We start from the raw sequence: 25,376 nt of genomic DNA on the forward strand, positions 1-25,376 counted from the left end.
CATCTCCATTAGCGATGTGTACAAAGGGGGTTTTGTTAAGTAGAATTCAAACGCCTAAGCGCTTGTTGAACACTTGCCCCTGTCTTAAGATTACTAATATCTAATCCGGTACGTGCTGCTTCCATCACTAGCTCTGGGCGAAAACCGGTATATATGATTGAAACGCCAAGCAGCTCAATTACAGTCTTCATCTTGAATAAAAAATGCGCCACACTTTCATTAATCGTATAAATTCCAGATACATCGATGATCAGATGTTGTAATTTTTTCTGATGAACCTTTGCTGGAATGTTTTCTAATATGTGTGCAATGCGCTCTTCATCGATCATGCCGATAAGGGGGAGTACGGCGATTCCATCGAATACAGGAACAATTGGCAAGCCTATTTCGTCAAATACATCTCTCAGTTTTCGTTCAACTTCTTTTCGAGATGTGATGTCTTTTATAATCGATTGAATTGCAGGAGCATCACCATAAACAACGGGATGGCAGTATAACTCTACTTCAATCACCGAACCATCTAACTTAAAGATTTCTGTCTCGAGGACGTCACCGATCTGCTTATCGATCGTTACTTTCCGAGCCCGTTCCCTGATATGATTCCTTTGCGTGCTCTTAAACAGATCCAGTACATTGAAACCAATAATCGTTTCCTTCGTGCCATTAAGAAAGTGTGCACCAGATTGATTGATATACAGAACTTTATGATTTGAATGAATGACTGTCGCCTCGTTCGAATACTCTAAGATTTGATTATAAACGAGCTCTTTCTGATTACTAGGCATGTTTTGTATAGCTGGTTGTTGCTCCATCATTCCCCCTCCTTCTCAAAGATGTCACGAACGACAAGGCTTCGCCTTCATCCACTAACCCCTATCGCTCAAATTAGATCCCGAGCTCACGATACTTATATCAAAACTTTCTTCTTCGGTCGTTAAAATCCTTTATTTCTACAAAAAACTCGGTATCTTTCTGAAAAGTATCTCATTTTTACCAGAATAATGAAGATTCGCGATCACTTGAACGTTTGAAGCACCTTTCCTTTTCCATGCTCAACCACAACTTTCGCATGTGCGCCGTTGATGAATGTGAGTTGTGGTGGCACATGCCCACAATCGATATCAAATACGACGGGTACGCCAAGCTCCTGCGCCAGCTGCTGATACACGTCTTCGATCAGATAACCATCGACTGGTTGATTTGCTTGACTTCTTCCAAACAGAACACCAGAACAATGATCGAACCAACCTGCTAGCTTCATTTGTACGAGAGATCGCCTGACACTTGTTGTGGTAAGATCGCAGTTTTCGAAGTACCAGATTATTGGTTCATTTGAAATAAAATTCTTCCTAAACAGAGACACGTCCCCAAAAGGTGTACCTACTAAATGGGTGATAATATCGATGCAACCACCAAGTAAGCGTCCTTCCATAGAGATGTCTCCTTCTGTCGTCGTTTTCCATTCTGTTTGTTCCGTCAAATGAAAAACACAAGGCGAAGGATTTTCATGGTCCCATTCCTTTTGGTAGAATTCCGAGGAATATTGCAAAACAGATTCACCTTTTTTCGTTTTTAATACTGACTCCCACATGGCAGTTGTAGCGTCTTGATAGTCACCTCTCAAATCGACTAAGTTCGTCCCATGAGCTGTTGCCACCCCAGTCTTCAATGTTACCGAAAGCAATAATGCACTCACATCGGAATAACCAAGAAGCCACTTTGGTTTGATGTTATCAAAATCAATATGTTCTAGGATTTCGATCAACAACTCACCTCCCCACGGTGGAATGATGAGAGCGATCTCCTCGTCTTGCATGAACGTATTCAACTCTTCTGCTCGCGTTTTAGCAGTAGCTGACTTTGCCTTTTCTTGCGTCCAGACTGTTTCCCCACAAGTAAGTTCATATCCATTTGCTTTTACATGGTTACACGAATCTCGAAACATGCTATGTAAACTCTCTGGAATTCCAGAAGATGGGGCAGTTACACCGATCTTTGCGCCATCCCCTACGATTGGATAGTGAATCATGATCCATCTCCCTCACCAACGAAAATTTGTTACTCAACTCTTTCTATAAATAGCTCATTTTTCCTTCCACCCCTTTCTTTTTCTACAACTTGGTAACAAATAATTAAAAACACACAAAAATAAAGAGCGTGGACCTCGTCCACGCTCAGTTATTATTTTTCTGTTTTCATCGAGATATATTCTTGCACCACTTCATATACATACTCCTGGTTTGCTTCAGCAGTATCAGGATTGTACGTTCCATTGTTCACTTTGTTGTTGGAAAGAACACGAATGCCAAGGAATGGAACATCATAAGATTTAGCGATTTGTGCGCCTGCCGCACCTTCCATCTCCTCTACAGAAGACCCGAAGTTCTCATGGAACCAATTGATGCGATCGACTTCATTGTTCCAAACATCGGCAGAACCGATTGTCCCATCGACAACTTTCCCTTTAGTGTAGGTGTCTTTAACAGCGTGAGCTGCTTCAAGTAACGTCTCATCGCCTTCGAAATAACGGATTTTCTCAGCATCTGGATCTTCTCCGGCACTGCCTTCTGAAGCCATCAAGTCCATTGGAATCCATTCCTTCGGATGAATGCCTTCACCCTCATTCATATTCTGGGTTTTTAATGAGCCAAGATTTACTGTTCTCTCACCTAATACAACATCGAAAACGTGAAGCTCTGGATCATGCCCGCCAGAAGTACCCTGATTGATAATTGCGATTGGATCATATTTTTCAATCGCTACAGCTGTTGCAGCAGCGGTATTCTCCATCCCTTTCCCAGTCTTAGTAACGATGACTGGATAACCGTCTACTGTCCCTTTATAAAAAACAAACGCCCCTGACTTTTCTTCTTCTACATCAGTTAGCTTGCTTGCAAATTTCTCTGCTTCAATCGGCATAGGCCCTTGAACAATAATAGGCTGCAAATCATTTTCTTTAGCAGCTTCAGCTTCGCTTTTCTCTGAAGAACTACATCCTGCAATGGCGGATATTACTAATAATGCTATCAATGCGATCGTGAATTTTTTAAATGTGGTTTTCATTCGGAACTCCCCTTTATTCTTGTGATGGTATCTTTCTTTTGCCCCTCTAACACTCCGACTATGCTCCCCTCTAAGATGTGTGCCCGATGCATAATCCATAGAAAAAGGTCTAGAACTGTAGAGTGAATCTACCTTCTAGACCATGGAAGTCAAAGTATTACTAAATAAGCAAAATACGCCTTATCACAAAAAAGGCAGAGCCTGACTAAGAAATACTTCAACCCGTAGTCTAGTTCTTTCAATGGGAACCAGGTAGAGACACTCAGACCATATTTCTGAGGATATACGAGCGATGCTTTTCAGTTGTTTACTGTGTAAATATATCAAAGAGCTGAGATGTAATCAACCTAAAAACGAACATTAAATAAAATTAATCATTCAATGTTCGTTAATATGGAAATGATAGACAAATGTTATTCTTTTTCTTCCAGCTTATTGAGAATTAATTCTTTTATCTCAATCATCTCTTTATCCTCTGGTCTGATTTCTAAGTAATCATTAACTTCTTCTAACGCTTTTTCATCTTCGCCTTTTTCGGCATAAATGTTCATTTTGTTTAAATGAATACCAGCTACAGGGATATTATCATTTTCAATCGACTGATAAATCTCCAATGCCTCATCAAGCTGACCCGCTTCTTGCAACTCATATGCTTCAGCGAACTTTGGCTCTATGTAGGAATAGTACACTTCTTCTTCGACAAATAAGATTGAGAAAGAATAGATGAAGACAATTAGTACAAAAAGAATAGCTCGTAACCAACTGACGCCTCCCTGCTTCCTTATGACCAAAAGTCGTTCTTCACGATCCGGATATTTTGCTTTTAATTTCTTAACTTTTCTAAGGACAAAGTCAAAATACAATTTGTTTGAGATGAGAGCGAATCCAATGAAGACAGGCCCCATACTAGTACTTGAAATTGTCTTCTTTAAGTAAATAATCGATAAAATATCGACCAGAACGATAACACCTAGTAACGAATAGGCGTATATGTTCATCTTACGGAATGCAAACCAAAACAGATTAAACAGGAACGACGCCCAATTCCATGAGATCTGTGATTTCCTGTGTGATAATGTGCTCCACTTCTTTTCGTAAACGGAAGCATTCTTCCCAGTATACTCAAGCACTTCTTCCCGAAGTTCTTCATCAAGATTGTCAAACTTTACATTTTTATCATCTTTCTTCAATACACTATTCCTCCCGTTCCAACTAGTTAACTTATTAAGAATACGTTATCAATTGGTATGGGACAACCATTTTTAGAAAGAGAATACATTAATAGTAGAATTCACTCTTTAACATACTCATTCGAATCCGATCAACAAACTGACCATCTCTTAATCGATCTTCTCTTAAGATTCCTTCTTCTCTATAACCAAACCGTTTATAAGAGGCGATTGCTCTCTCATTATCGATTTCTACTCGAAGCCAGATTTTATTTAAATCTAACTCATTAAAAGCAAATGTTATCATTTCCTTCATTGCACTTACCCCGTAGCCTTTGCCCCAGTATTGCTTATCACCAATCGCGATGCCTAACTCAGCATGTTTGTTCAAGTAATCGATATTCTTTACATCGATCCAACCGATGTGAGTATCATCGTCTGTTGTAATTGCTTTTTGCACGTAGCCATTCGTTCTTTCAATACACATCTCGATCCATCTCTTCGTTTCTTCACGACTAAAAGGGGGAACCTTCTGTGGCATGTTTAGATGTTTCGTAACCTCTTTATCCAAACACCATCGATAACGATCTTCAACATCATCTAGCGTTAATTCTCGTAACGTAACTTTTGGTAGTCTCATCACTAAACTCATCCTTTAACTCGTTTTACCTAGTTATCGGTTCGTGTCCTTATTTTCTTCATCATTTAACACAAGAAAAAAAGTGACGCCTAAGCGCCACCTTTACCATTGAAACTCGTTCATCTTCTTCTTTAACTCTTCTAGATCCTTCTGTTCAAACTCAATATAAAATTTTCCGTTAACCTTAGTCTGTTTCATATCGTCTGCAACTGGTATGGTTCGAACATCATAGTGATAGGATGCATCCTTTACTTCCGAAAAATCTACTGAACGAAGATTTGATTGCGTTTCTTTCGCAAGGTATTCTAGTTTTTCTTGCGTTAACCCATTTACAAAACGTTCTACGATATGATCGATTAAGGTCTCCACCTGTTCATTACGTACATCAGAAGCAAGAAGCGTTACGATTTCTTCTGGTCCAAAGCGGTTCATTCCCTTTATCAGGTTAAGTTCTTCTCCGTCTAATGAGGGAACCGTAGTGGCTTTCTCTACGTCTGCGAGAATAACATCCCGTGACCCGAGGAGTTCCTTAATATCATTTCGATCAAGAGCAACATGATAATCAATTTCTGTTCCAATATAGTTACCAAGCGTTTTGCTCGTTGCTTCTGGACCGTATCCATACGCATAAGCATGAGTGAGTTTGTCTTCACCAACTAGTTCTCCCCCTTGCTTTAGGATAGGAACTTTTAAGCTACGTGGAATGGCGATGACATTGATATTATTAGAAGCTTTGTCAAACGAAACTAGCAGATTTGCATCCGTTCGATCATTCGCGTTTTTTACCATAACAACGATCGTGGTGATATCACTTTTTTCATTACTGCTCGTGACAACATCATCTGTTGAGAGAAGGGGTGTCCCTTGATTACTGAGTAGAGAAGGTAAGAGCAAAATAAAACATAACATCGCAACAAGTGCCGTCGCCGTAATAGGAAATAATCGACCTTTAAAAAATGTTCCTCGATTTTTCTCTCCACCACTGGCTTCAATTTTCCTAAACACGTCTTGCCGATCACGTTTTGTAAATTGAAGGTCATCATCATTTTCACGGAGGGCATCTTTTATTTGGTTATCATCCATACATCTCTGCCTCCTCCATCATTGATTTCAATTTCTGCTTCCCTCTTCTTAACCTAGTTTTAACCGTATTAGAGGTAAGCGACGTAACTTCTGCGATTTCCTCTATCTTCAATGACTGATAGAAATATAGAAATATGATTTCTTTATACTTTATAGGTAGATTTAACACGACCTCCCTAATTTCTTCGTTTGATGATTGCTGGATTACCTTGCTTTCAGCAGAACCTTCACTGCCAATGGAAATATCTTGTACAAAACTGAACACCTGCATCTTTCGGTGTCCCCAGCTTTTCAAATAATCTTTGCATTCGTTGATGGTGATTCGATAAAGCCATGTTTTTAAAGTGGCTTCTTCTCGAAAGCTATCAATTTTTTCATAGCATTTGATAAACGCATTCTGTACAAGATCTTTCGCCGTATACGAATCCTTCACATATGTATAAGCTAACCGCACCAGCTCATCTCCGTAATCGATCATAGCTTTCTCTAATTGTGCACATTTTTCAGCGGCTTCCATTTTAGCTCCTTTCTATCAACTTGTTGGTTCCTGGGTGTTTGACGAATCTCACGAAGAGATTGTTTCATTTTCCTTATAAAAGAAAATGACTCCCTTACATCAGGAAGTCACCTCTGTTTCTTAACGTATCTTATTAATAGAATACCTAGCACAGCGAGTCCTAATAAAGGAAGTAAGCCGATCAGTACGATACTTGTAGCACCCATTCCCACATCATCATCCCCTTTCAGCTAACCTTCGTTTCTTGTAGATCTCAAGCGCTTCTATTAAAAATTCTCTATCATACCCTGAAACTTCATGAATTTTAGTAGCCCATTCCTCTACTCCATCGACTTTGGATTGAAGGTGTAATCCTTCAGTCGTGCTCACAACGCTCTCCCAATTGTAAAACTCCCAATGAGCGATTTCCTTTTTATAAGGGATTCTGCACTCTAGTAACGGTGCTTTATTCATCATGTTCTGCGAATGTTCAGCAGCAGTAAGGAACTCCTCCATCCCAACCGCTCGGGTGTCGTATACCTGCTCTGACCATTTCCCATTTGGCAGATGGTAAATGACTTTCAAAAAATGATGCTTGGGAAGTACCTGGACACGAGCAGCAGGGAAAAAGCCTTCAAGCAACTCATTTGAATAACCCTCACATTCTGAATCGATTAAAACCGGATTCAACCACTGATCCCCAAGATCACAAAGGTACCGTTTGCCTCGATCATCAAGAGCCACCACCGCAACATGAGCATCTTCCGTATGTAAATCGTGTGCGATCGGATAGGATTCGATTCCAGCTCTTTTAAGCTCATCAAGCAACCAAAGAGCAAGATCAAAACAATTGCCTGTGATTCCAAATTGCTCACGATGTTCGTTCATCAGCGAAACATCCCTTTGTTTGTTACCCTCTGTTTTATTGTAATACCAAGCTTTCGTAAGCGTCTCCATCGGAAAATCATCAAACCTTCTCCAAACGTCGATAATCGGTTTTGAAGCTATCATTCGTTTCCCCCCTTATTAGGTACACCCTACATTTACTTCAAATCACCTTAGTCATCTACCTCTTTTTTCATCTCGTTCATATGTTTCAGCTTCATCTAATAGGTCATCCGAACTCCCGTATCCATACTCATCACTATAACGGTCAGGATGACCTAAACGATAAGAATATCTATGTAATCGGATTTGACGTAAAACAAGTGCGACAAAGCAACCACTCAATCCGAAAATGATTCCTGGTTCGTAGCTTATGAGCATCGATATCAACAGCAGGAGACCTGAGGGTATGCCAATAATTACTTGAGATTTCTTCATAGAATCATCCCTTATCCATTTTGTTTCCTACGACTCTTACCTGTATTCTACGAAACTGATTCATGATAGTTTCAATTAAGGCAAACAATAGTAAAATGAAAGAATACTAGGTATCGATTGGAGGGAATAGCAATGAACCTTACATATGAAGTTATACATGATGATCAGATAGAATGCTGCAGAGTGATATGCAATGAACTTATGACCTACCAAAAGTCGAAAGCAACCATCACGCCAGAGCTATTCGACGACATGAACTTTGAAACACGTTTACTTCCTTCAGTAAAAAACGCAACACACAACTACACCATCATCGTAAAAGATGGAGATGAGGTCATCGCTTACGTGTATTCCAATATTTCGCCTAAAGAAGCCTATTCTAATGATTTTGCCACGTTCTTCGACCTATCTACTGTTCGAGGAGATCATGTTGGATGCTTATCTCAATTTTATATAAGGGATGGGTATAGACAATATGGGATTGGCTCTAAGCTTTTCAACATGTCTATGGAGTGGTTGAAAACATTTCCGGATGTTGAGGATGATTTTATCTTCGTTTCCAATGGCAATGACAACGCGCTAGAATTTTATCAACGAAAAGGCTTTATCATCAGCCATGACATATTGGATGGTTTTATTACGGTTTTACGGAATAAATAAAAAAGATGACCCCGCTTTTTACTGCTGAGTCATCTTGTACGAATTACCCTAGTAGCTCCACCCAAATCTTAATAGCTGTACCTAGTATCAATAGCGCTAAAATGATTTGAAGAATTTTCGTATTTACTTTCTTCCCGAAGTTCGCTCCTAGTGGCGATGCGATTAGACTTGCTACGATCATCACAACTGCAGGGATAAACAATACTTGCCCTGTAAATACCTTCCCTGCTGTCGAACCTATGGAAGAAATAAATGTAATCGCAAGGGAAGATGCGATGGTCATACGAGTTGGGATCTTCAATACCAACAACATGATTGGCACAAGAATAAATGCGCCGGCTGCACCCACGATCCCAGCTCCGATACCGACTAGAAACGCAAAGAATGCGGCTAACCATTTGTTAAAGGTTACCTGATCCATCGGCATATCATCAATATCTTTCTTAGGAATGAACATCATGATAGCAGCAATCGTTGCCAGTATCCCATATACAAGATTAACGCCACCATCAGTCATGAATTTCGAGCCAAATCCACCGATGAAGCTACCGATTAAGATGCTAATACCCATGTAGATGATTAAGGTTTTATTTAAATAACCGCCTTTTCGATATGCCCATACACCACCAATTGTAGCGAATAGAACTTGAACCGCACTAATACCTGCCACTTCATGGGCAGTAAACGCTGATAGTCCTAACAACGCTGGAATGTAGAGTAGCATCGGGTATTTGATGATCGAGCCACCAATCCCCACCATTCCTGAAACGAAGGAACCAACGAAACCGATTAGAAAGATGACGGTTAAGAAATATATACTATAGTCCATTTCCATGTTTTCACCTTCTTATCATTTAAATAAGGACCCCGTGGGCCCTTATTTTTAATTATGCTTTTTTAATCCAGAATTTTAGTACGCCATCTTCTTCCGTATCTTGAAGAAGTTCATGACCACCAGATTTAACCCAAGCTGCGATATCACTTTTTGCACCTTTATCTGTTGCATGTACTTCAAGTACTTCGCCTGAGTTCAAATCCTGAATTGATTTCTTTGTTTTCACGATTGGCATCGGACATGCAAGACCTTTTGCATCTAATACTTTAGTTGATTCCATGATAGAATCCTCCTTAATGCTTTTGATTAACTCCAATTTATTTTAGAATGATAGCGTAATGTTAGCATCCTTCGCATAATCGATATATGTGGCTGCACCGCCCACTTCGATTCCATCCACGAAGTCTTCCTTCTCAAGATTCATAACGTCCATTGTCATCTGACAAGCGATTAACTTAATACCTAAGTCTTGCGCTACCTCAATCAGTTCTTCAACCGATGGTACGTTTGTTTTTTCAAAACCTTCCTGGAAGTGCTCTTTCCCTTCAGGAATCGGTAGGTTCTTGTGACCTTCTTTATGAATTAGGTTGAGACCTTGAAATGTAAAGAAGATACCTACTTCTGCTTCAGAAGCAGCTTATAATTCCTCCGCTTACTAAAGAGTTTGGATGTGTTTGTCATTCTTTAGGTCTTCTTTTAAAGGAAGTCAGAGTCCCAAAGACTCCCAACAACCAACCTTTATTTCTCTACATCATCTTTCCATTCAAGCATACCGCCTGTCATGTTACGTACGTTGTAGCCCTTCTCATCTAACAATTGATATGCTTTTCCACTTCGGCCACCTGAGCGGCATACCATGATGTGTTCTCTTGATTGATCGATTTCATCTAACCTCTCTGGCAATTCTCCTAAAGGAATATGCGTTGCACCTGAAATTTTACCCTGTGCTACCTCTTCGTCTTCACGCACATCAATAATACTTACATCTTCATTATTCTTTACTTTCTTTGCTACTTCTTCTGGTTTAATTTCCTTCATCTTCATTACCTCCTTGAGTATTACTTATTCCCCTATTTTCTTCAGTCAATAAGTACCCATGTGGGTATAAGGGAGAATAAAAAAATATGATTTGTTTTGTTATCTACAGTGTTATGGTATACCCCGTTAGGTATTTTGTCAAACGGATTGATAAAGAAAAAATGTACTCTCCTCAAACAATCCTTTTTTAATCATTTTCATAAATACTATTACCAGTTAACGTGAAAAGTTAAACATTTTACATAAATAAATTTATAACTTTGAGTTCCTTCAGCTCTTGTCAACTGCCTCTACATGCGTAAGAGAAATTCTTTATTACAGTTGAAATGTTCCCTCCTATCAGCTCATCGAGTTAATTAAAGACACAAAAAAACGGGACTACTTGAGATAGAGTCCCGTTTTTGGAAAATATTCTTGTGTGAAACGCCAAACTGCTCATCCCTTTTCATCTGTAATCAGCATATGCCCCGGGGCATGCGTGATCATGATCTCAGGTTTGACGTTCAATCCTACAAACTGTGGCGTAACCCCACATGCCCAGAAAACCGGGATTCTGTCTTCTGACTCAAAAGGCGTGTACTCTCCGTAATCAGGTTTCTCTAAGTCATGAATGCCGATTTCTGAAGGATTTCCGATATGGACCGGAGCACCGTGCGCATTAGGAAATTCAGCTGTAATACGAACCGCTTCGTCGAGCTCTTCTTTCTTTATCGCCCTCATACTGACGACCATTCCTCCTGAAAAACGCCCTGCCTCTTTACAATCGATCGAGGTTTGATACATCGGAACAACTTTGTTCATTTCCTGATGCAAAAGACTGATCCCCGCATCTGCAAGAGCTTTCTCAAAGGTAAAACTACAACCTAGTAAAAAGGTTACGAAATCATCACGCCAGTACGCTTTTAAATCGAGCGTTTCTTCTTTCAATGTACCATTTTGATAAATACGATATTTAGGGATGTCTGTCCTGATATCGGCATCTGCCACATTCGGCTTAACCTCACCTGCTTCTAGGACATCCACTAATGGACATGGCTTTGGATTTCGTTCACAAAACAATAGGAAATCCGATGCGTACTCTTTTGGAAGTGTAATCATATTTGCTTGCAGATACCCATCACACATGCCTGAAGTCGTTCCCGTGTCGGTTTGATCTCTGAATCGTAGACGCTGCTCGCTAGGTTGCAACATCACACTCGCCTCCTTTTAAAGCTCGTAAATCTCAAGAAACTTTGTATTAAAGTCACCTTCCGCAAACTTTTCATGCTTTAAAAGCTTTTGATGAAATGGAATCGTTGTCTTGATTCCTTTGATCTTAAACTCACTTAGTGCGCGCTTCATCCTTTGCATCGCTTCTTCACGCGTTGCGCCATATGTGATGAGTTTTGCTACCATGGAATCATAAAAAGGTGGAATCACATAGCCTTGATAAACCGCTGAATCGACACGGATTCCAAAGCCGCCTGGCGGTAGATACGTTTCCACTTTTCCTGCAGATGGCATGAAGTTCTGATCAGGATCTTCTGCATTAATGCGACATTCCATGGACCAGCCAGTAAGGGCAATGTCTTCCTGCGTGACAGACAAAACATCATTGTCCGCAACCTTAATCTGCTCTTTGATAAGATCAACGCCCGTTACCATTTCCGTAACTGGATGCTCCACTTGAATACGCGTGTTCATCTCCATAAAGTAAAAATGGTCGTTCTCATCGTAGATGAATTCTACCGTTCCAGCGCCAGAATAGTTCACGGCCTTTGCAGCTCGCACTGCCGCTTCTCCCATTTCATTACGGATGGACTGATCGAGCGCAGGTGACGGCGTTTCCTCAACAAGTTTCTGCATTCGTCTTTGGATCGAGCAATCCCGTTCCCCGAGATGAACGACGTTCCCATGGTTATCAGCTAGAATTTGAATTTCAATATGTCGAAAGTTCTCAATGAACTTCTCTATGTAAACACCTGGGTTTCCAAACGCTTTTGACGCTTCTTGCTGTGTAACGTTGATAGCTTTTACTAATTCTTGTTCTTCCTTTACAACACGAATTCCTTTTCCGCCACCGCCAGCTGTTGCTTTGATGATAACCGGATAGCCGATTTCTGAAGCAAGTTCTACTGCCTGCTCCTTCGTTTCGATAATGCCGTTCGACCCAGGAACAACAGGAACTCCAGCTTCTCTCATCGTTTCTCTAGCCACATCTTTAATACCCATCTGATCGATCGATGCTTTACTTGGTCCGATGAATGTAATGTTGTTATCTTCACAGATTTCGGCGAAGCTTGCATTTTCTGCTAGAAAACCGTAGCCTGGGTGAATCGCATCAACCCCTCCATTAATCGCCACCGTCATGATGTTCGCAACGTTCAAATAGCTATCCGTAGAAGAAGTTGGTCCAATACAATAGCTTTCATCGGCTAGTTCCACATGAAGAGCTTCACGATCAGCTTCCGAATAGACCGCAACCGCTTCAAGGTCGAGTTCGTGACACGCTCGAATGATGCGAACGGCAATTTCTCCACGATTTGCGACTAAAACTTTTTTAATCTCCATATGACCCTCTCCTATTCTGGTTTCACTTTGAATAGTGGTTGTCCGAATTCCACAAGATCGCCATTGTTTGCAAGAATCTCAACGATTTCTCCATTAACATCAGCATGAACATCGTTGAACATCTTCATTGCTTCTAAGACGCATACAACCGTATCTTCCTCTACTGCATCTCCTTCATGAACGAACACATCCTCATCAGGCGAAGGGGACGTATAGAACATGCCGACCATCGGAGCCTTCACCGTATGCACGTCACTCTCTACCTTACTTCCTGTAGCAAGATCTTCTTGCTTTCCACCAGCTTCTGAAGTATTTACTGCTTTACTCGTCTGTACTTCTGACTCTTCGTTCTTCTCGCTCAAACCGCTTTCCTGCGTACCATATGGATTTTGGTTTTTCACTTTTATAACGAGACCATCCTGCTCATAGTGCACTTCATCCACCGTTGTTCCGTCCATGTTCTTGATGATATCGATTATTTCTTTTGACTGTAACATCTAGCATTCTCCTTTTCGATCGATGCGCTATCCTGACACCTTTTCTAATGTTCGAATAAACCTGTCGTTACGTTCATAGATTTCATGTGCTTCTTCTACTGAGACTTTTTGAAAACGAATCTTACACCCTGGCATCGCCTGAGCGAGGGATGAAATATCGTTAGAAATAACAGTTGCGATTCTCGCATAGCCTCCCGTTGTCTGACGATCGGACATAAGGATAATGGGTTCACCGTTTGCTGGTACTTGAATACCTCCTAGCGGAATTGCCTCTGAGATAATGTCCGCAGACGTTGCATGCTCGAAGCTGCGGCCCCGTTACACGGAAGCCCATTCGATCTGACTTCGGTGTGACCTCATACGTCGATGATAAGAAAGTTTCGACTGCTTCGTCAGTAAAAGCATGCAGATGCGGCCCCATCACGACTCGAATCTCCATTTCTTTTTCATAGGAAGGAATCTCATCATAATGCAAGGCGCGACCGCTTTTTCCATCGACCTTACCAGCACCTTTCAGAACATCACCTTTCTCAAGTGCTCGCCCTTCAAAGCCACCGAGACCCGCTTTCAGGTAAGTAGATTTACTTCCCATCACGACAGGAATATCAAATCCACCCGCGACACTTATATACGCTCGCGCTCCTTCTACAGGCTGTCCAAATTCAAGCTTATCTCCTGCATTCACTTCAAAGCTCTTCCACATCGATACCTTCTCTCCGTTAACCATTGGAGAAAGGTTTCCTCCACAGATTGCGATCACAGCGTCTCCAAGCACTTCAAGTTTCGGTCCCATAACGGTCACTTCTAGAACAGCTTCATCGCCCTTGTTCCCAACAAGAAAATTAGAAATGTTCATCGAAAAAGTGTCCATCGCACCAGCCACAACGATGCCGTACTGCTGGTAACCGACGCGGCCGCGATCTTGAATCGTCGTTAAAAGACCCGACTTTTTCACTTTAAAAATGTCATTTGACATTCGCACTCACTCCAACAGGTTGTATCGTAATCCCTTCGCTTTCTAATCGTTCTCTCAATGTCTGCACAAACCGAAGGGCTTCAGGCTCATCACCGTGGACACAGATCGTATCTGCCTCGATCGAAATGTCTTCCCCGTTAACCGCCTCTACTTTTTGTTCCTTCACCATACGAATCACACGTTGAACAGCTAGATCTGCGTCGTGAATCATGGCGTTCGGTTCTGATCGTGGTGTTAAAGAACCATCAGGCTGATACGTGCGATCAGCAAATACTTCTTCGGCAACTGCCAAACCAGCTTCTTTTCCTGCTCGTGCTAACTCGCTGCCTGCTAAACCAAACAGTATGAGTTCTGGGTTTACAGATTTGACAGCGCTTGCAATCGCTTTAGCAATGGAAGCGTCTTTGCCTGCTTTATTGTAGAGCGCACCGTGGGGTTTTACGTGCTGAACGCGTGCACCATGTACATTCGCGATCCCCTGAATCGCACCCACCTGATAAGCAACAAGATTGAACACCTCATCCGGAGACATGTTCATGTCGCGGCGACCAAAGCCTCCGAGATCTGGGAAACCTGGATGTGCCCCAATTCCGACTTCAAGGATATGAGCTAATTCAACAGTTCTCATCATAACGTTATGATCTCCAGCGTGATACCCACATGCGATGTTCGCTGAAGAAATAAACTTCAATACGTTTTCATCGTTTCCGATCGTATAAGCTCCAAAGCTTTCTCCTAAATCACTATTTAAATCAACCGACTTCATGATATGATCCCACCTTTTTTTCCTCTGTTTCTACCACATATTCTCCACGCTTGATCGCTTCTTCTATTTCCTCGTATTCCTCTTTACTAATCGAAACAAAGCGCAAGTAATGACCTGATTCTAGCAAAATCGGCGACTCGCTCTCAGGATCATAGAGTTTCACAGGCGTTCGTCCGATAATTTGCCACCCTCCTGGAGATTCGAGCGGATAGACACCTGTCTGTGCTCCTGCAATCCCAACGGATCCTGGTGCAATTTCAGCACGAGGGTTTTCTCGTCTCGGCGTTGCGATTTTCTCAGGCATTCCCCCTAAATAAGGAAAGCCTGGAACAAATCCCATCATGTAGATAAGATAGTCTTTTCCAGAATGAATATCGATTACATCTTCCTCATTCAATCCATTGTGCTCAGCAACAAATGAGAGATCTGATCCAGCATCATCTCCGTAATAGGTTGGGATGATATAAACAAGAGAAGCAGACGCTGCTTCTCTTCCTTGCTGTTTTTCGTTAACCTCTTCTAGCTTTTTCCGTAATGAAACAAATGAGAGTTTACGAGGAAGATAATAAATCGTTAATGTCGTGTAGGCTGGTACCCATTCCACAACACCGTCGATCGGATGATTGGTTAGATAATCCGCAAACATTCTTATCTTCTGATTCGTTTCTTCTGTAATCTCAGTTCCGAATACAAGCTGAATTCCTGTATCCCCGAGAGGATGATAGTCAAGTTTCACACATGTTCCTCCTAACGTTTAAGCAAATAGCATTGGGATTTTGTCGATCAGTGTCACAATTGCTAAATACGCTGTGATCATAAAGACAAATCCGCCAAAGATCGTTAACCATAGTGGATGCTTATAGTCACCAACGATTGATTTCTTGTATGCTGCAATGAGTAGTGTTCCTAGTGCTACTGGTAAAATCAAACCATTGAATGCACCTGCAAGAATAAGCAGTAGAACTGGCTTTCCGATAAATGAAAAGATGATGGTGGATACGGCGATAAATCCAATCGTTACGCCAGAATGATGCTTATCAACTTTTTTCGAAAGCGTTCTTAAGAATGAAACAGACGTGTATGCTGCACCGACGACTGAAGTGATTCCCGCAGCCCAAAGGACGATCCCAAACATCTTATATCCGATTGCGCCTGCTGCTTGTTGGAAGACAGAAGCAGGTGGGTTCGCAGGATCAAGTGCAAATCCTGTTGTGACAACGCCAAGCACCGCTAGGAATAGAAAGACACGCATGATCGATGCAATCAAAATACCAGATACAGAACTTTTCGTTACTTGATGAAGGTTTTCTTTACCTGAAATCCCTGCATCTAGAAGTCTGTGACCACCAGCAAACGTGATATAACCACCGACAGTTCCACCTACCAATGTAATGATGGCAAACACGTCGATCGTTGACGGAGCAAACGTATGAACGACTGCATCTGCGACCGGTGGATTACTTTGAAATGCAACATAGAGCGTAAGCAAAATCATAACCCCACCGAGAAGACGTGCAATCTTATCCATCGCCACGCCCGCTTCTTTCGATAAGAAGATTCCGATCGTGATGACACCTGTAATGGCAGCACCGATACGAGGGTCGATTCCGAACAAGACGTTCATCCCGAGTCCTGCTCCACCAACGTTACCGATATTAAAAGCTAGTCCACCTAGCGCGACTGCGAATGCTAGAAAGTACCCTAGTCCTGGGAATACCATGTTCGCAATATCCTGCCCTTTCTTCTTCGAAACGGCAATGATTCTCCAGATGTTTGCCTGTACACCGATATCAAGTACGATCGACATCAAGATAACGAACCCAAAGCTTGCGAGTAGCTGTTCAGTAAAGACTGCTGTCTGGGTTAAGAATCCAGGCCCGATCGCTGATGAACCCATCAGGAATGCCGCGCCTAGGATGACACCCCACTTGCTTTTCGTTGGACGATTTTGTTCTAAATCAACTGTTTCAACCGGCTTTTCCTTTCTACTTCCCATCGAATAACCTCCTAAAAAAATGACGAATCATCTATCGAGTGAATCGCAACTTTTTATCTCTTACCTCTACTTTATCACGTAATTTTCAGATAATTTTATTAGATTCCGCACAAAAAAACCGCCCGATGTGGGCGGTTTCGCTCATTTAATATCATACTTTTCAATACGACGTTGCAACGCGTAACGGCTGATCCCAAGCAGTTTCGCTGATTGCGTGATGTTCCATTTTGAATCCTGAATGGCTTTTTCGATATATTTCTTTTCGATGCTCTCGATATGATCCTCAAGTGAAAAGGAGTCTTCGAACACAACATCATCGATCGCTTTCGATCCTTCTACCTGACCTTCAACAGGATTTAAGAAATCGAAGTGTGTTGCAGCAAGCTCTTTCTCCTGATGTAGGATCGCAATTCGTTCGATCGTATTCTTTAGCTCCCTCACATTGCCCGGCCAATCGTAGTTGAGCAGGCGTTTCTTTGCATCCGCTCGTAACGTTGGGGTATCTTTCCTCATTTGCTGACAAAACTCATTCAAGAAATGCTCTGTTAACATGATAATGTCTTCATCGCGGTCACGGAGCGGAGATAATTTGATTGGGACTACGTTCAACCGATAATAAAGATCAGATCGAAATTCTTTTTCTTGAATCATATCTTCAAGTGAACGGTTCGTAGCTGCAATAATCCGCACGTCTACCTCAAGATCATGCACGCTACCTACGCGCTTAATTCGTTTATCTTCAAGAAACCGTAGAAGCTTCACTTGGATATCGAGCGATAAGTCGCCGATTTCATCAAGAAATAGTGTGCCGCCGTCAGCCCATTCTACTAATCCGACCTTCCCATTCGATTGGTCTTTTACAGAGTTTTCTTCACGGCCGAAAAGCTCGATTTCAATAAGGTCTGCAGGAATACTCGCGCAGTTCACTGCTACGAAAGGACCCGCATGGCGTTTACTTTGCTGATGGATACTTCGGGCAACGAGTTCTTTTCCCGTTCCCGTCTCACCTCGAATTAAAACAGTCGTATCGTTGCTCTCTGAAATCAACGAGATCTTCCCTTTCAGCTCTTTCATCTGATCGCTCTCACCGATCATTTGAACGAGCTTTGTACGCCGTTCTTCTTCACGATATCGCTCGACTTCTTTCTCGAGATGCTGCTGTTTATTCCACTTCTCTAGCGTGATTTTTAATTCTTCTAATTCAAACGGCTTCGTTAAGTAATCGAACGCGCCTTCTTTTATCGCTCTTACAGCCGTTTTCGCATCACCATATGCAGTGAGCATCATGACCGCCATAAGAGGATACCGTTCTTTGAATTCATTCAGGGCATCTAGTCCGTTTCCATCTGGCAAGCGAATATCTAACAGCAGCACCTGTGGGTTGAACGCTTCAATCAAATTCCAGCCCTCTTCAAGTGAGGAAGCTGATCGAACTTCATATCCTTCATCCTCAAGAAACATTTGTAGAGTCAGCCTCAGCGTTGTTTCGTCATCAACGATTCCAATCTTAACTGCCATTTACTCTTCCTCCTTCCTTGTAGGGAATGTAATAGAAAATGTTGTCCCTTTACCAGGTGTACTTCTTACATCTATTTCGCCATTGTTTTGCACAACAAGCTGGTGTACGATCGATAACCCAAGTCCAGTTCCTTCAGCGCGAGTTGTATAAAATGGATCGAAAATCTTATCCAACAAGCTATCCTCCATGCCAACTCCTGTATCTGACACATAAATCGTTCGCTTCTCTCCAGTTTTCCCACTAGAAAGTGATAATTCTCCTCCCTGTGGCATCGCGTTTATTCCGTTGATAATTAAGTTAAGAAGGATTTGACGAAGATGATCGCGATCAACAAGAATCTCATATTCATTTTCGATATGATGCAATGTAACGTTTTTCTCACTTGCGATTCCCTCCATCAACAACACGAGTGAGCGCATGGTCTCATCGACCTTGATGACGGATGGTTTGGAATCGAGTGGTCTTGAAAACTGAAGAATATTCGTTATGATCTTGTTCACGCGGTCAATGTCGATCAGCATGTTTTCTGTTAAAGCGAGCTCGTCTTCGCCAAGATCCAATCTTCGGATGAGAAGCTGCGTCGTTGTTCTGATCCCTGCGAGTGGATTACGAATCTCGTGTGCGATTCCTGATGCCATCTCACCCAAAGAAGCTAAACGAGACATGCGCTCTACACGTTGCTCGAGCTTTCTACGGTGCGTTATATCTTCAAACGTAATGATCGATCGATTTCGCTCAGTTCCTTTTATCACTCTATAGTTTACCGCATAAAACACCTTTTCTTCATTATGTTTATGATTCCATATTTCTTCTTTTCTCTTCGTCGTCTCATGAACAGTTAATCGTCTCACTCGTTCTTTGAGCGAAGGATCCTCGTCCATCATGCGCTCTGCAGCCTCGTTATAAACTGAATCTGAACCTTCAACGAGAAGAACCATCCCCACATGGACACTGTTCAATATTGTTTCATTCAGCTTTTTGATCTTCTCAATCTGTCCATTTCGTTTATCCAGAGTTTGGACCATATCTTTTAATGAATGAGAAAGGACACCAATTTCATCTTTCCGATTTGTTTTAATATCCGGCTCTTTCCCTCTCTCTCCCATTGCGATGCGCTTGCAATAAGCAGCAAGGTTTTTAATGGGCTTTGAAAGATGATAAGAAAAGATGATTGTGAACTGCACTGCAATCACACCCATGAAAATGATGATGAGCAGCGTATATTTTTGGATATCAGGTAGGGATCCAGAATAAAATGAGAACTCGATTGGATAATAGAGCTTCCATCCCCATTGTTCAAGCTCTTCAGTTATCACCATTTTTTCAAGAACAAAGCTTGATGGTTCACTGTTTCCATCTAACCACTCTAATTGTTCTGCTTGATATTCCTTTCCACCTGAGTAGAAACTCCCTTCATCACCCTCGACATACAAACCAACTTTTTCATTAATCATAATTTTGATCAATGATTTTGCATCACGTTCACTCATTTCACCATTTTGTACACGATCATCAAAGATGCCCACGTAGCGATCGATGCTCGTTAAGGTTTCACTAACCGTTGCCTGTTTCAGCTGTTTCTCTGACTGATAACTCGCCCACATCGATACAGCACCGATAATAAAACTAGGTAGTAGTACGATGATCAGAAAAGGAACTAAAATTTTGCGTTCGATCGAATTTCTCATCATGCCTACCTCCCTTCCAGAAATAAAGAATACCCGCGATCAAAATAGAGGGTAAGACAGGATGATAAACCGTATGTGCATGATCTGGAATAAGGAAAAATGCAATTAAATACGTAAGGATTCCACCAAACGTTGAGAGAACAGCATTCTTTTTTGACCGATTCGTATAAAGACCTCCGTACAATGGAAAGAACATAGAGACCGCTATGATTCCCCAGACGTGTCCACTAAAGGGTACAATACCTTCAGGCGGTTGAAACGCAATCAATAATGAAAACGTGGCAAACATGAAGATCACCCAACGCGTCCATGAAATCACTTGTTGATCCACACTCTTCTTTTTGCGTAACGGGAGCGTGATATCATATACAAAGCTACTCGCCATAATTAGTAGCTGAGAGTTAGCTGTTGAGATCGCAGCAGCCACGACGCTGATCAACAATATTCCCTTCCATGGTGTTTGAAGCAAGTATGTAATCACGTATGGATAGATTTCATCTGTACTATCAAAGATCACCTCAGGATCGATCATGCGTGACCCGACACCGATGACAAAGATTGCAAAATAGATCATGACAAGAAAGATCGTACTCGTTGCAATCATCTTCCAAGCTATTGCTTTCGAACGAGCAGATAATATTCGAACGGCATACTGTGGATTCGCCGCAACACCAATACCTAATGCAAAAAATGCGCTAAGCAGCGTCCAAAACGGTAATCCTTCTTCAGGAAACAATGCTAAATAAGATTCCCCTCTATTTACCCTCACTACTAGATCATTCGCAAAAACCTCAAACCCACCGATCTCATTCACCACAAAAAGCGAGCCTAGTATCGTTCCGATGATGATTAAAGAAAAGTGAAAGATATCCGTCCGAGCAACTGAATGTAGTCCACCAAACGTGGTGTAGAGTACAAATAGATAGATAAGAAACACGCTTACAATGTAGGGGATTTCAAGCATTTCACTAACGACGATCCCGAACCCTCGAATCTGAATGACAACGTACAATAAATAGCTCACGCTCAAGATGAGGCCGACCCAAACTTGAAGAAGCTTAGAATGATACCGAACGAGGAAAAACTCCGGCACTGTCACAACGTTATATGTATAAAGTTTTGATGAAATAAATAAGAGCCCAATGATTCCGAGTAGCCACGCAACTGCTGTCGTCCAAATAACGGATACGCCGCCTTCATAGATCAATCCTGGTAAACCAAGGAGTGACGCTGCACTGAACCAAGTCGCACAAAAGGAGGCGACACTTGGAAATAACGAAAGGTTCCTCCCTGCAAGAAAGTACCCTCGTAGCTCATCCGTTTTATCAAATCCGTGTTTTCCTAGAATTAAGATTGCAATTGTATAAATTAAAAATACACCTAAATAAAGGAGCTCATCCATCAGAACCCTCCTTTCCTTTCTCTTTAGAACCGACAATCATGTCCAGGCTTCATTATATACAAAATAACGAGCATGAACCATGACCTCCTTATTTTCCCATGAATATCCAACAGTATGTGCTTCATGAGGGCTGGGAGTTCATCTTTTCAAAAATAGGCTTTTTTCATAAACATTGTTGCTATAAGAGTGGGGGTGATTTCCGCTCCAGGATGCTCGCTTTCCGCGGGGCGGTGAGCCTCCTTCCGCTCCAATCAGCTAAGTGTGGTTCTTTATACAAAAATTCTTTCTAAAGCAAGAATCTTTGAGAAAAAAGCCCCAAAAAAGAACTACCAATTCGGCAGCTCCTTACGACGTTAAGTTGTTCATCCTCTTTAATTCTACTAGCACAGCATTCTCTCTATGTATCCAGCTGTTCCGACTGTTTCTCTCCAACGCAACGTTGTTCTGACCGATTGCTTCATCTAAGGTCACCCATTTTGCAATATGGCATCAGCATGCGTCTCACTCTCTTCAACCCCGCCCCCTGGAAACTTATAATCTCCTAAATTAGAATGAACGAGAAGGATACGATCACCCCTTATCATAACCGCTCGAACCGCTTCTCGATCGTTCAATGTAACCCCCTCAGGCTTCTCTATCCCAAATACTTTATTGAACACGTTCGTCTCCTCCTATGTTAGACAAGAAAGTGTCGATCTCTTTCTTAGAAGATAAGTGGTAAACCTTTTTATCCTCAGAAAGACGATCTAGCTTTCGAAAAATGCCAGGTCGCTTCTTTCTCGGATACTCCCACACCCACTTTAAGAACCCAAAGGAAACCCTTTCCTCACACCCTTCGCCCATATCAGGTCTGGTGCGATTATGGTATTGAACCGCTCGTTTTAAGACACGATACGTACAAAGGGTTCTTGGTAGGTTCAAAAAGATGATCGTATCAGCAGACTGCAGACGAATATCCATCGTGCCACCGTAGTTCCCATCGCAAATCCATTCGTCTTCTATAACCAGTCGCTTCTGAATCTCTATTTGTTCTTCTGTTGGCACAGCCTCCCAGTTCGGCTTCCAAAACAACGCATCAAGGTGATAGACTCCAATGTTTAATCGTTTTCCTAACTGTCTTGCGAGCGTCGATTTACCCGATCCACCTGATCCGATAATAACAATTCGTTTCATACGCATTCCTCCAAGCCTCACCGTTCCTTTTTTCTTTCCAATTATTTCAAACGAACCTTAGAAGCACAATCTATTTTTGAGATCAATGAAGCGTTTATCCACACTTTAACTGTTTGAATGGTTCTAAGAGTAGGGTAATGATACTTACCAACATATTAATTAAAGGAGCAATCATCGTGATTTTTAAGAACATTCATCCATCAAACTACTCAAAAGTATCGATCGCACTCATATTAGGTGGTTTTATCACGATCGGCGCAGCGTTCTTCTTTTTCTTCTCTTTAGCAGAAGATGTTGTTGAGAACGAACAGTTTATGATCGACAAAATCGCAACGCGAATCATCAGTGCGATCGATAACCCGACTCTTAGCACGATCATGGGCAACATAACCGAGGCAGGATCCGTTCCGTGGATTGCGACCGGAACAGGATTAATCCTCGTCTATTTACTCTTTATCTCAGATAAAAGCAAATGGTTTTCCTTTTTCCTTCTGGTCAATATGCTCGGAATCAGCGGACTCACAAAAGGATTAAAGGTATTATTCGAACGAGAAAGACCAGACGTACTTGAACAGTTTGACGGAACCGGCTTCAGCTTCCCGAGCGGTCACTCAACAGGTGCGATTACCTTTTATGGTTTCATCTTTTACTTGATCGTGATTAGTAATCTCAATAGAAGATGGAAGATTGCAATCAATACTATTCTTGGCGTTTTGACCTTTACAATCGCCCTCAGCCGAATCTTCATCGGTGTTCATTACCTCACTGACATATTGGCAGGTCTCACGCTCGGCTTAGCCTGGCTACTGATTTGTATCATGGCACTTGAACTCATGCTGTGGCGTCAACGAAAAAACAAAAAAGAATAACAGTCGGAAATGAACGTCATCATCAACTACATGCACACATAAAGGTAGCCACACTAAACTTCTTAGTGTGGCTTACCTTTATTCTAGAGATGGTAAAGGCTTCTTCATCATCTAACAATCATCCGATTTATATTAATCATCCAAAGCATTTTAGAATGAGTCCACTCTGACGATCATAATGATCACTACCGTGCTTAGTAAAATGTACACTACAATTCCTGAAAATGCAGAAAATAGAGCTGACAGTAGCTTCGTCTTAACCCCCATTTTCTCTCCCTCCTCAAACACACATCTTTGTGAATAATTTACATTAATTGCATCAATAATGTGTGCATGTATCCACCATAAAAAAAAAGCCTGGTTCGTAACCAGACTTTTCTTATGGTGTTAAACACCACACCTTTCATTACACTTTATGCACAACGTTATTAGCCACAAACACTTGCTCAGGATGTGGATGACTGAGGAAATCATGATGTGAAATCGTCCATCCATATGCGCCAGCATATTCGAAAACCATGATGTCACCCGCTCGAAGCTGATCAACAAATTCCTTCCGTACAAGAACATCGTTTGGCGTACAGAGTTCACCTGCGACCGTCACTTCTGAGTTAAGAATCCCTGGACGCTCAAACGGGTAGTGCCAGTCTTCAACTGAATGAATTCTGAACGGATGGCTCATCTTCCAGGCGGCAGGTAAGCGCAAGTGATGCGATCCCCCTCGGAGGACGGCAAAGTGTTCACCGTGATTGGTTTTCACATCAAGGACTTCTGACACGTAAGAGCCACATCCAGCCGTCATGTATCGTCCGATTTCCAAAAACAACGTGATGGTTTCATCGATATACTTGGCTTCAAAAGCTGAAAGTCCTTCAGCAAGCGCATCCCAATCGAATGGATCACTCGTATCCCAGTAGTTGATTCCAATCCCGCCACCGATATCGATGATCGGTGCTTCGAGATCATAATGCTTTCGCCAAGTTAATGCCTTTTCGATCGCCATCTCAACAAATCGAAGATGAGCGTCCACATCTAAGTTATTGGACATCGCATGAAAATGAAATCCTTTGATCTCAATTTGCTCGTACTTGAGTGCTTTATCGATTACGTCTCGGATATCCCGTTCATCAATTCCAAACTGAGTTGGGACACCAGACATACGAATATGACTATCTGATACATTCGTACTCAAATTCACGCGAAGCAAGATGGGAATCTTCACCTGTGCCTGGTCTGCTAAATAAGCCATCCGATTCAATTCATGAACACTTTCAACGTTTATATAGTCAACGTTTCGCTGCATCGCTTCGATCATTTCATGATCTTTTTTACCAGGACCGCCAAACAACATTGGCTTTTCCGATAACTCGTCCACCTTATTGATTTCACCGATCGAAGCCACTTCAAAGCCGTCCACAATCGGTTCCAAAGTTTCTAGTAGTTGTACCGCTGGATTTGCTTTTACTGCATAATAAAGTTCACAAAAATTCGGAAGGCTTTCTTTAAGATGTTGAGCATGGTCCTTTAAGTGATCCAAGTCATACACATATGCACAAACTGGATCACTTTCATTATTCTGCTCAAGATATGATTCTACTGCGCTTTTATTAATTGTAATCATGGTGTTCCCTCC

At 41.8% G+C, this 25,376-nt stretch carries 28 protein-coding genes, 1 pseudogene and 1 riboswitch; of the genes and pseudogenes, 2 read left to right on the forward strand and 27 right to left on the reverse strand.

Annotation, left to right across the window (positions count from 1 at the left end; translation table 11 throughout):
- Positions 1-35 precede the first annotated feature (35 nt).
- From SJY16_RS16185 to SJY16_RS16225, 9 genes are all read right to left on the reverse strand, one after another.
- Positions 36-815 carry a PAS domain S-box protein gene (locus tag SJY16_RS16185; protein ID WP_377890770.1) on the reverse strand — a complete coding sequence of 260 codons (780 nt, stop codon included), beginning with the start codon at positions 813-815 and terminating at the stop codon, positions 36-38.
- A 200-nt stretch (positions 816-1,015) separates the two neighbouring features.
- Positions 1,016-2,029: a S66 family peptidase gene (locus tag SJY16_RS16190; RefSeq protein WP_377890772.1), complete on the reverse strand. Its 1,014-nt coding sequence runs from the start codon at positions 2,027-2,029 to the stop codon at positions 1,016-1,018.
- 152 nt (positions 2,030-2,181) lie between these two features.
- A complete protein-coding gene (locus SJY16_RS16195; RefSeq protein WP_377890773.1) occupies positions 2,182-3,063 on the reverse strand; it encodes a 5'-methylthioadenosine/S-adenosylhomocysteine nucleosidase in 882 nt (293 codons plus the stop codon).
- A gap of 205 nt (positions 3,064-3,268) precedes the next feature.
- Positions 3,269-3,372: riboswitch (purine riboswitch) on the reverse strand.
- Between the two features lie 104 nt (positions 3,373-3,476).
- On the reverse strand, positions 3,477-4,253 hold the full coding sequence (locus SJY16_RS16200) for a DUF2628 domain-containing protein (protein WP_377890775.1): 777 nt from the start codon (positions 4,251-4,253) through the stop codon (positions 3,477-3,479).
- 88 nt (positions 4,254-4,341) lie between these two features.
- A complete protein-coding gene (locus SJY16_RS16205) occupies positions 4,342-4,872 on the reverse strand; it encodes a GNAT family N-acetyltransferase (protein WP_377890777.1) in 531 nt (176 codons plus the stop codon).
- Between the two features lie 102 nt (positions 4,873-4,974).
- The gene (locus SJY16_RS16210; protein ID WP_377890779.1) at positions 4,975-5,955 is read right to left on the reverse strand and encodes an LCP family protein; all 981 of its coding nucleotides are present in this window, start codon (positions 5,953-5,955) and stop codon (positions 4,975-4,977) included.
- On the reverse strand, positions 5,948-6,472 hold the full coding sequence (locus SJY16_RS16215; protein ID WP_377890781.1) for a sigma-70 family RNA polymerase sigma factor: 525 nt from the start codon (positions 6,470-6,472) through the stop codon (positions 5,948-5,950). Before SJY16_RS16215 ends, SJY16_RS16210 begins: the two co-directional genes overlap by 8 nt.
- Positions 6,473-6,688: 216 nt before the next feature.
- On the reverse strand, positions 6,689-7,462 hold the full coding sequence (locus SJY16_RS16220) for a hypothetical protein (RefSeq protein WP_377890783.1): 774 nt from the start codon (positions 7,460-7,462) through the stop codon (positions 6,689-6,691).
- A gap of 51 nt (positions 7,463-7,513) precedes the next feature.
- Positions 7,514-7,774, reverse strand: coding sequence for a hypothetical protein (locus SJY16_RS16225; protein WP_377890785.1), 261 nt, complete (start codon positions 7,772-7,774; stop codon positions 7,514-7,516).
- A 132-nt stretch (positions 7,775-7,906) separates the two neighbouring features.
- Between SJY16_RS16225 and SJY16_RS16230 the strand changes: the two genes are divergently transcribed.
- Entirely contained in the window at positions 7,907-8,434 is a 528-nt protein-coding gene (locus tag SJY16_RS16230; protein ID WP_377890786.1) for a GNAT family N-acetyltransferase, read from the forward strand.
- 43 nt (positions 8,435-8,477) lie between these two features.
- Here the strand turns inward: SJY16_RS16230 and SJY16_RS16235 are convergent, their stop codons facing one another.
- The 17 genes and pseudogenes from SJY16_RS16235 to SJY16_RS16315 all read right to left on the reverse strand — a co-directional run bounded on the left by SJY16_RS16235 (position 8,478) and on the right by SJY16_RS16315 (position 22,874).
- The gene (locus SJY16_RS16235) at positions 8,478-9,263 is read right to left on the reverse strand and encodes a sulfite exporter TauE/SafE family protein (protein ID WP_377892302.1); all 786 of its coding nucleotides are present in this window, start codon (positions 9,261-9,263) and stop codon (positions 8,478-8,480) included.
- Positions 9,264-9,321: 58 nt separating this feature from the next.
- A complete protein-coding gene (locus tag SJY16_RS16240) occupies positions 9,322-9,549 on the reverse strand; it encodes a sulfurtransferase TusA family protein (protein WP_224883312.1) in 228 nt (75 codons plus the stop codon).
- Positions 9,550-9,591: 42 nt separating this feature from the next.
- Positions 9,592-9,906 (reverse strand): annotated as a pseudogene (locus SJY16_RS16245) (DsrE/DsrF/DrsH-like family protein); the annotation flags it as partial.
- Positions 9,907-10,007: 101 nt separating this feature from the next.
- The gene (locus tag SJY16_RS16250; protein WP_377890789.1) at positions 10,008-10,307 is read right to left on the reverse strand and encodes a rhodanese-like domain-containing protein; all 300 of its coding nucleotides are present in this window, start codon (positions 10,305-10,307) and stop codon (positions 10,008-10,010) included.
- Between the two features lie 435 nt (positions 10,308-10,742).
- Positions 10,743-11,498, reverse strand: a complete 756-nt coding sequence (locus tag SJY16_RS16255; protein ID WP_377890791.1) for a putative hydro-lyase — start codon at positions 11,496-11,498, stop codon at positions 10,743-10,745.
- Between the two features lie 15 nt (positions 11,499-11,513).
- Positions 11,514-12,857, reverse strand: a complete 1,344-nt coding sequence (accC, locus tag SJY16_RS16260; RefSeq protein ID WP_377890793.1) for an acetyl-CoA carboxylase biotin carboxylase subunit — start codon at positions 12,855-12,857, stop codon at positions 11,514-11,516.
- A gap of 11 nt (positions 12,858-12,868) precedes the next feature.
- Positions 12,869-13,354 (reverse strand): acetyl-CoA carboxylase biotin carboxyl carrier protein, encoded by a 486-nt coding sequence (accB, locus tag SJY16_RS16265; RefSeq protein WP_377890795.1) that lies wholly within the window; start codon positions 13,352-13,354, stop codon positions 12,869-12,871.
- Between the two features lie 27 nt (positions 13,355-13,381).
- Positions 13,382-13,636, reverse strand: coding sequence for a 5-oxoprolinase subunit C family protein (locus tag SJY16_RS16270; RefSeq protein WP_377892305.1), 255 nt, complete (start codon positions 13,634-13,636; stop codon positions 13,382-13,384).
- Positions 13,584-14,330 (reverse strand): 5-oxoprolinase subunit C family protein, encoded by a 747-nt coding sequence (locus SJY16_RS16275; protein WP_377890797.1) that lies wholly within the window; start codon positions 14,328-14,330, stop codon positions 13,584-13,586. The genes SJY16_RS16270 and SJY16_RS16275 overlap by 53 nt, the downstream gene beginning before the upstream one ends.
- Positions 14,320-15,096, reverse strand: a complete 777-nt coding sequence (locus SJY16_RS16280) for a LamB/YcsF family protein (RefSeq protein WP_377890799.1) — start codon at positions 15,094-15,096, stop codon at positions 14,320-14,322. Before SJY16_RS16280 ends, SJY16_RS16275 begins: the two co-directional genes overlap by 11 nt.
- The gene (gene pxpB / locus SJY16_RS16285; protein WP_377890800.1) at positions 15,083-15,832 is read right to left on the reverse strand and encodes a 5-oxoprolinase subunit PxpB; all 750 of its coding nucleotides are present in this window, start codon (positions 15,830-15,832) and stop codon (positions 15,083-15,085) included. Before pxpB ends, SJY16_RS16280 begins: the two co-directional genes overlap by 14 nt.
- 18 nt (positions 15,833-15,850) lie before the next feature.
- The gene (locus SJY16_RS16290) at positions 15,851-17,092 is read right to left on the reverse strand and encodes an NRAMP family divalent metal transporter (protein WP_377890802.1); all 1,242 of its coding nucleotides are present in this window, start codon (positions 17,090-17,092) and stop codon (positions 15,851-15,853) included.
- A 141-nt stretch (positions 17,093-17,233) separates the two neighbouring features.
- A complete protein-coding gene (locus SJY16_RS16295) occupies positions 17,234-18,610 on the reverse strand; it encodes a sigma-54-dependent transcriptional regulator (protein WP_377890804.1) in 1,377 nt (458 codons plus the stop codon).
- Positions 18,611-20,302, reverse strand: coding sequence for a sensor histidine kinase (locus SJY16_RS16300; RefSeq protein WP_377890806.1), 1,692 nt, complete (start codon positions 20,300-20,302; stop codon positions 18,611-18,613).
- Positions 20,238-21,701: a sodium:solute symporter family protein gene (locus SJY16_RS16305; protein ID WP_377890807.1), complete on the reverse strand. Its 1,464-nt coding sequence runs from the start codon at positions 21,699-21,701 to the stop codon at positions 20,238-20,240. Before SJY16_RS16305 ends, SJY16_RS16300 begins: the two co-directional genes overlap by 65 nt.
- Before the next feature lie 467 nt (positions 21,702-22,168).
- Positions 22,169-22,360, reverse strand: a complete 192-nt coding sequence (locus tag SJY16_RS16310) for an NUDIX hydrolase (protein ID WP_377890809.1) — start codon at positions 22,358-22,360, stop codon at positions 22,169-22,171.
- On the reverse strand, positions 22,350-22,874 hold the full coding sequence (locus SJY16_RS16315) for a DNA topology modulation protein (RefSeq protein ID WP_377890810.1): 525 nt from the start codon (positions 22,872-22,874) through the stop codon (positions 22,350-22,352). Before SJY16_RS16315 ends, SJY16_RS16310 begins: the two co-directional genes overlap by 11 nt.
- Positions 22,875-23,011: 137 nt before the next feature.
- Here SJY16_RS16315 and SJY16_RS16320 point away from each other — a divergent pair, with 137 nt between their 5' ends.
- Positions 23,012-23,743 carry a phosphatase PAP2 family protein gene (locus SJY16_RS16320; protein ID WP_377890812.1) on the forward strand — a complete coding sequence of 244 codons (732 nt, stop codon included), beginning with the start codon at positions 23,012-23,014 and terminating at the stop codon, positions 23,741-23,743.
- Positions 23,744-24,149: 406 nt separating this feature from the next.
- Here SJY16_RS16320 and SJY16_RS16325 read toward each other — a convergent pair whose 3' ends face one another.
- Positions 24,150-25,364, reverse strand: a complete 1,215-nt coding sequence (locus SJY16_RS16325; protein ID WP_377890813.1) for a type III PLP-dependent enzyme — start codon at positions 25,362-25,364, stop codon at positions 24,150-24,152.
- Positions 25,365-25,376 lie beyond the last annotated feature (12 nt).

The sequence above is a fragment of the Alkalihalobacillus sp. R86527 genome (assembly GCF_042466185.1).
Taxonomy (GTDB): domain Bacteria; phylum Bacillota; class Bacilli; order Bacillales; family Guptibacillaceae; genus Guptibacillus.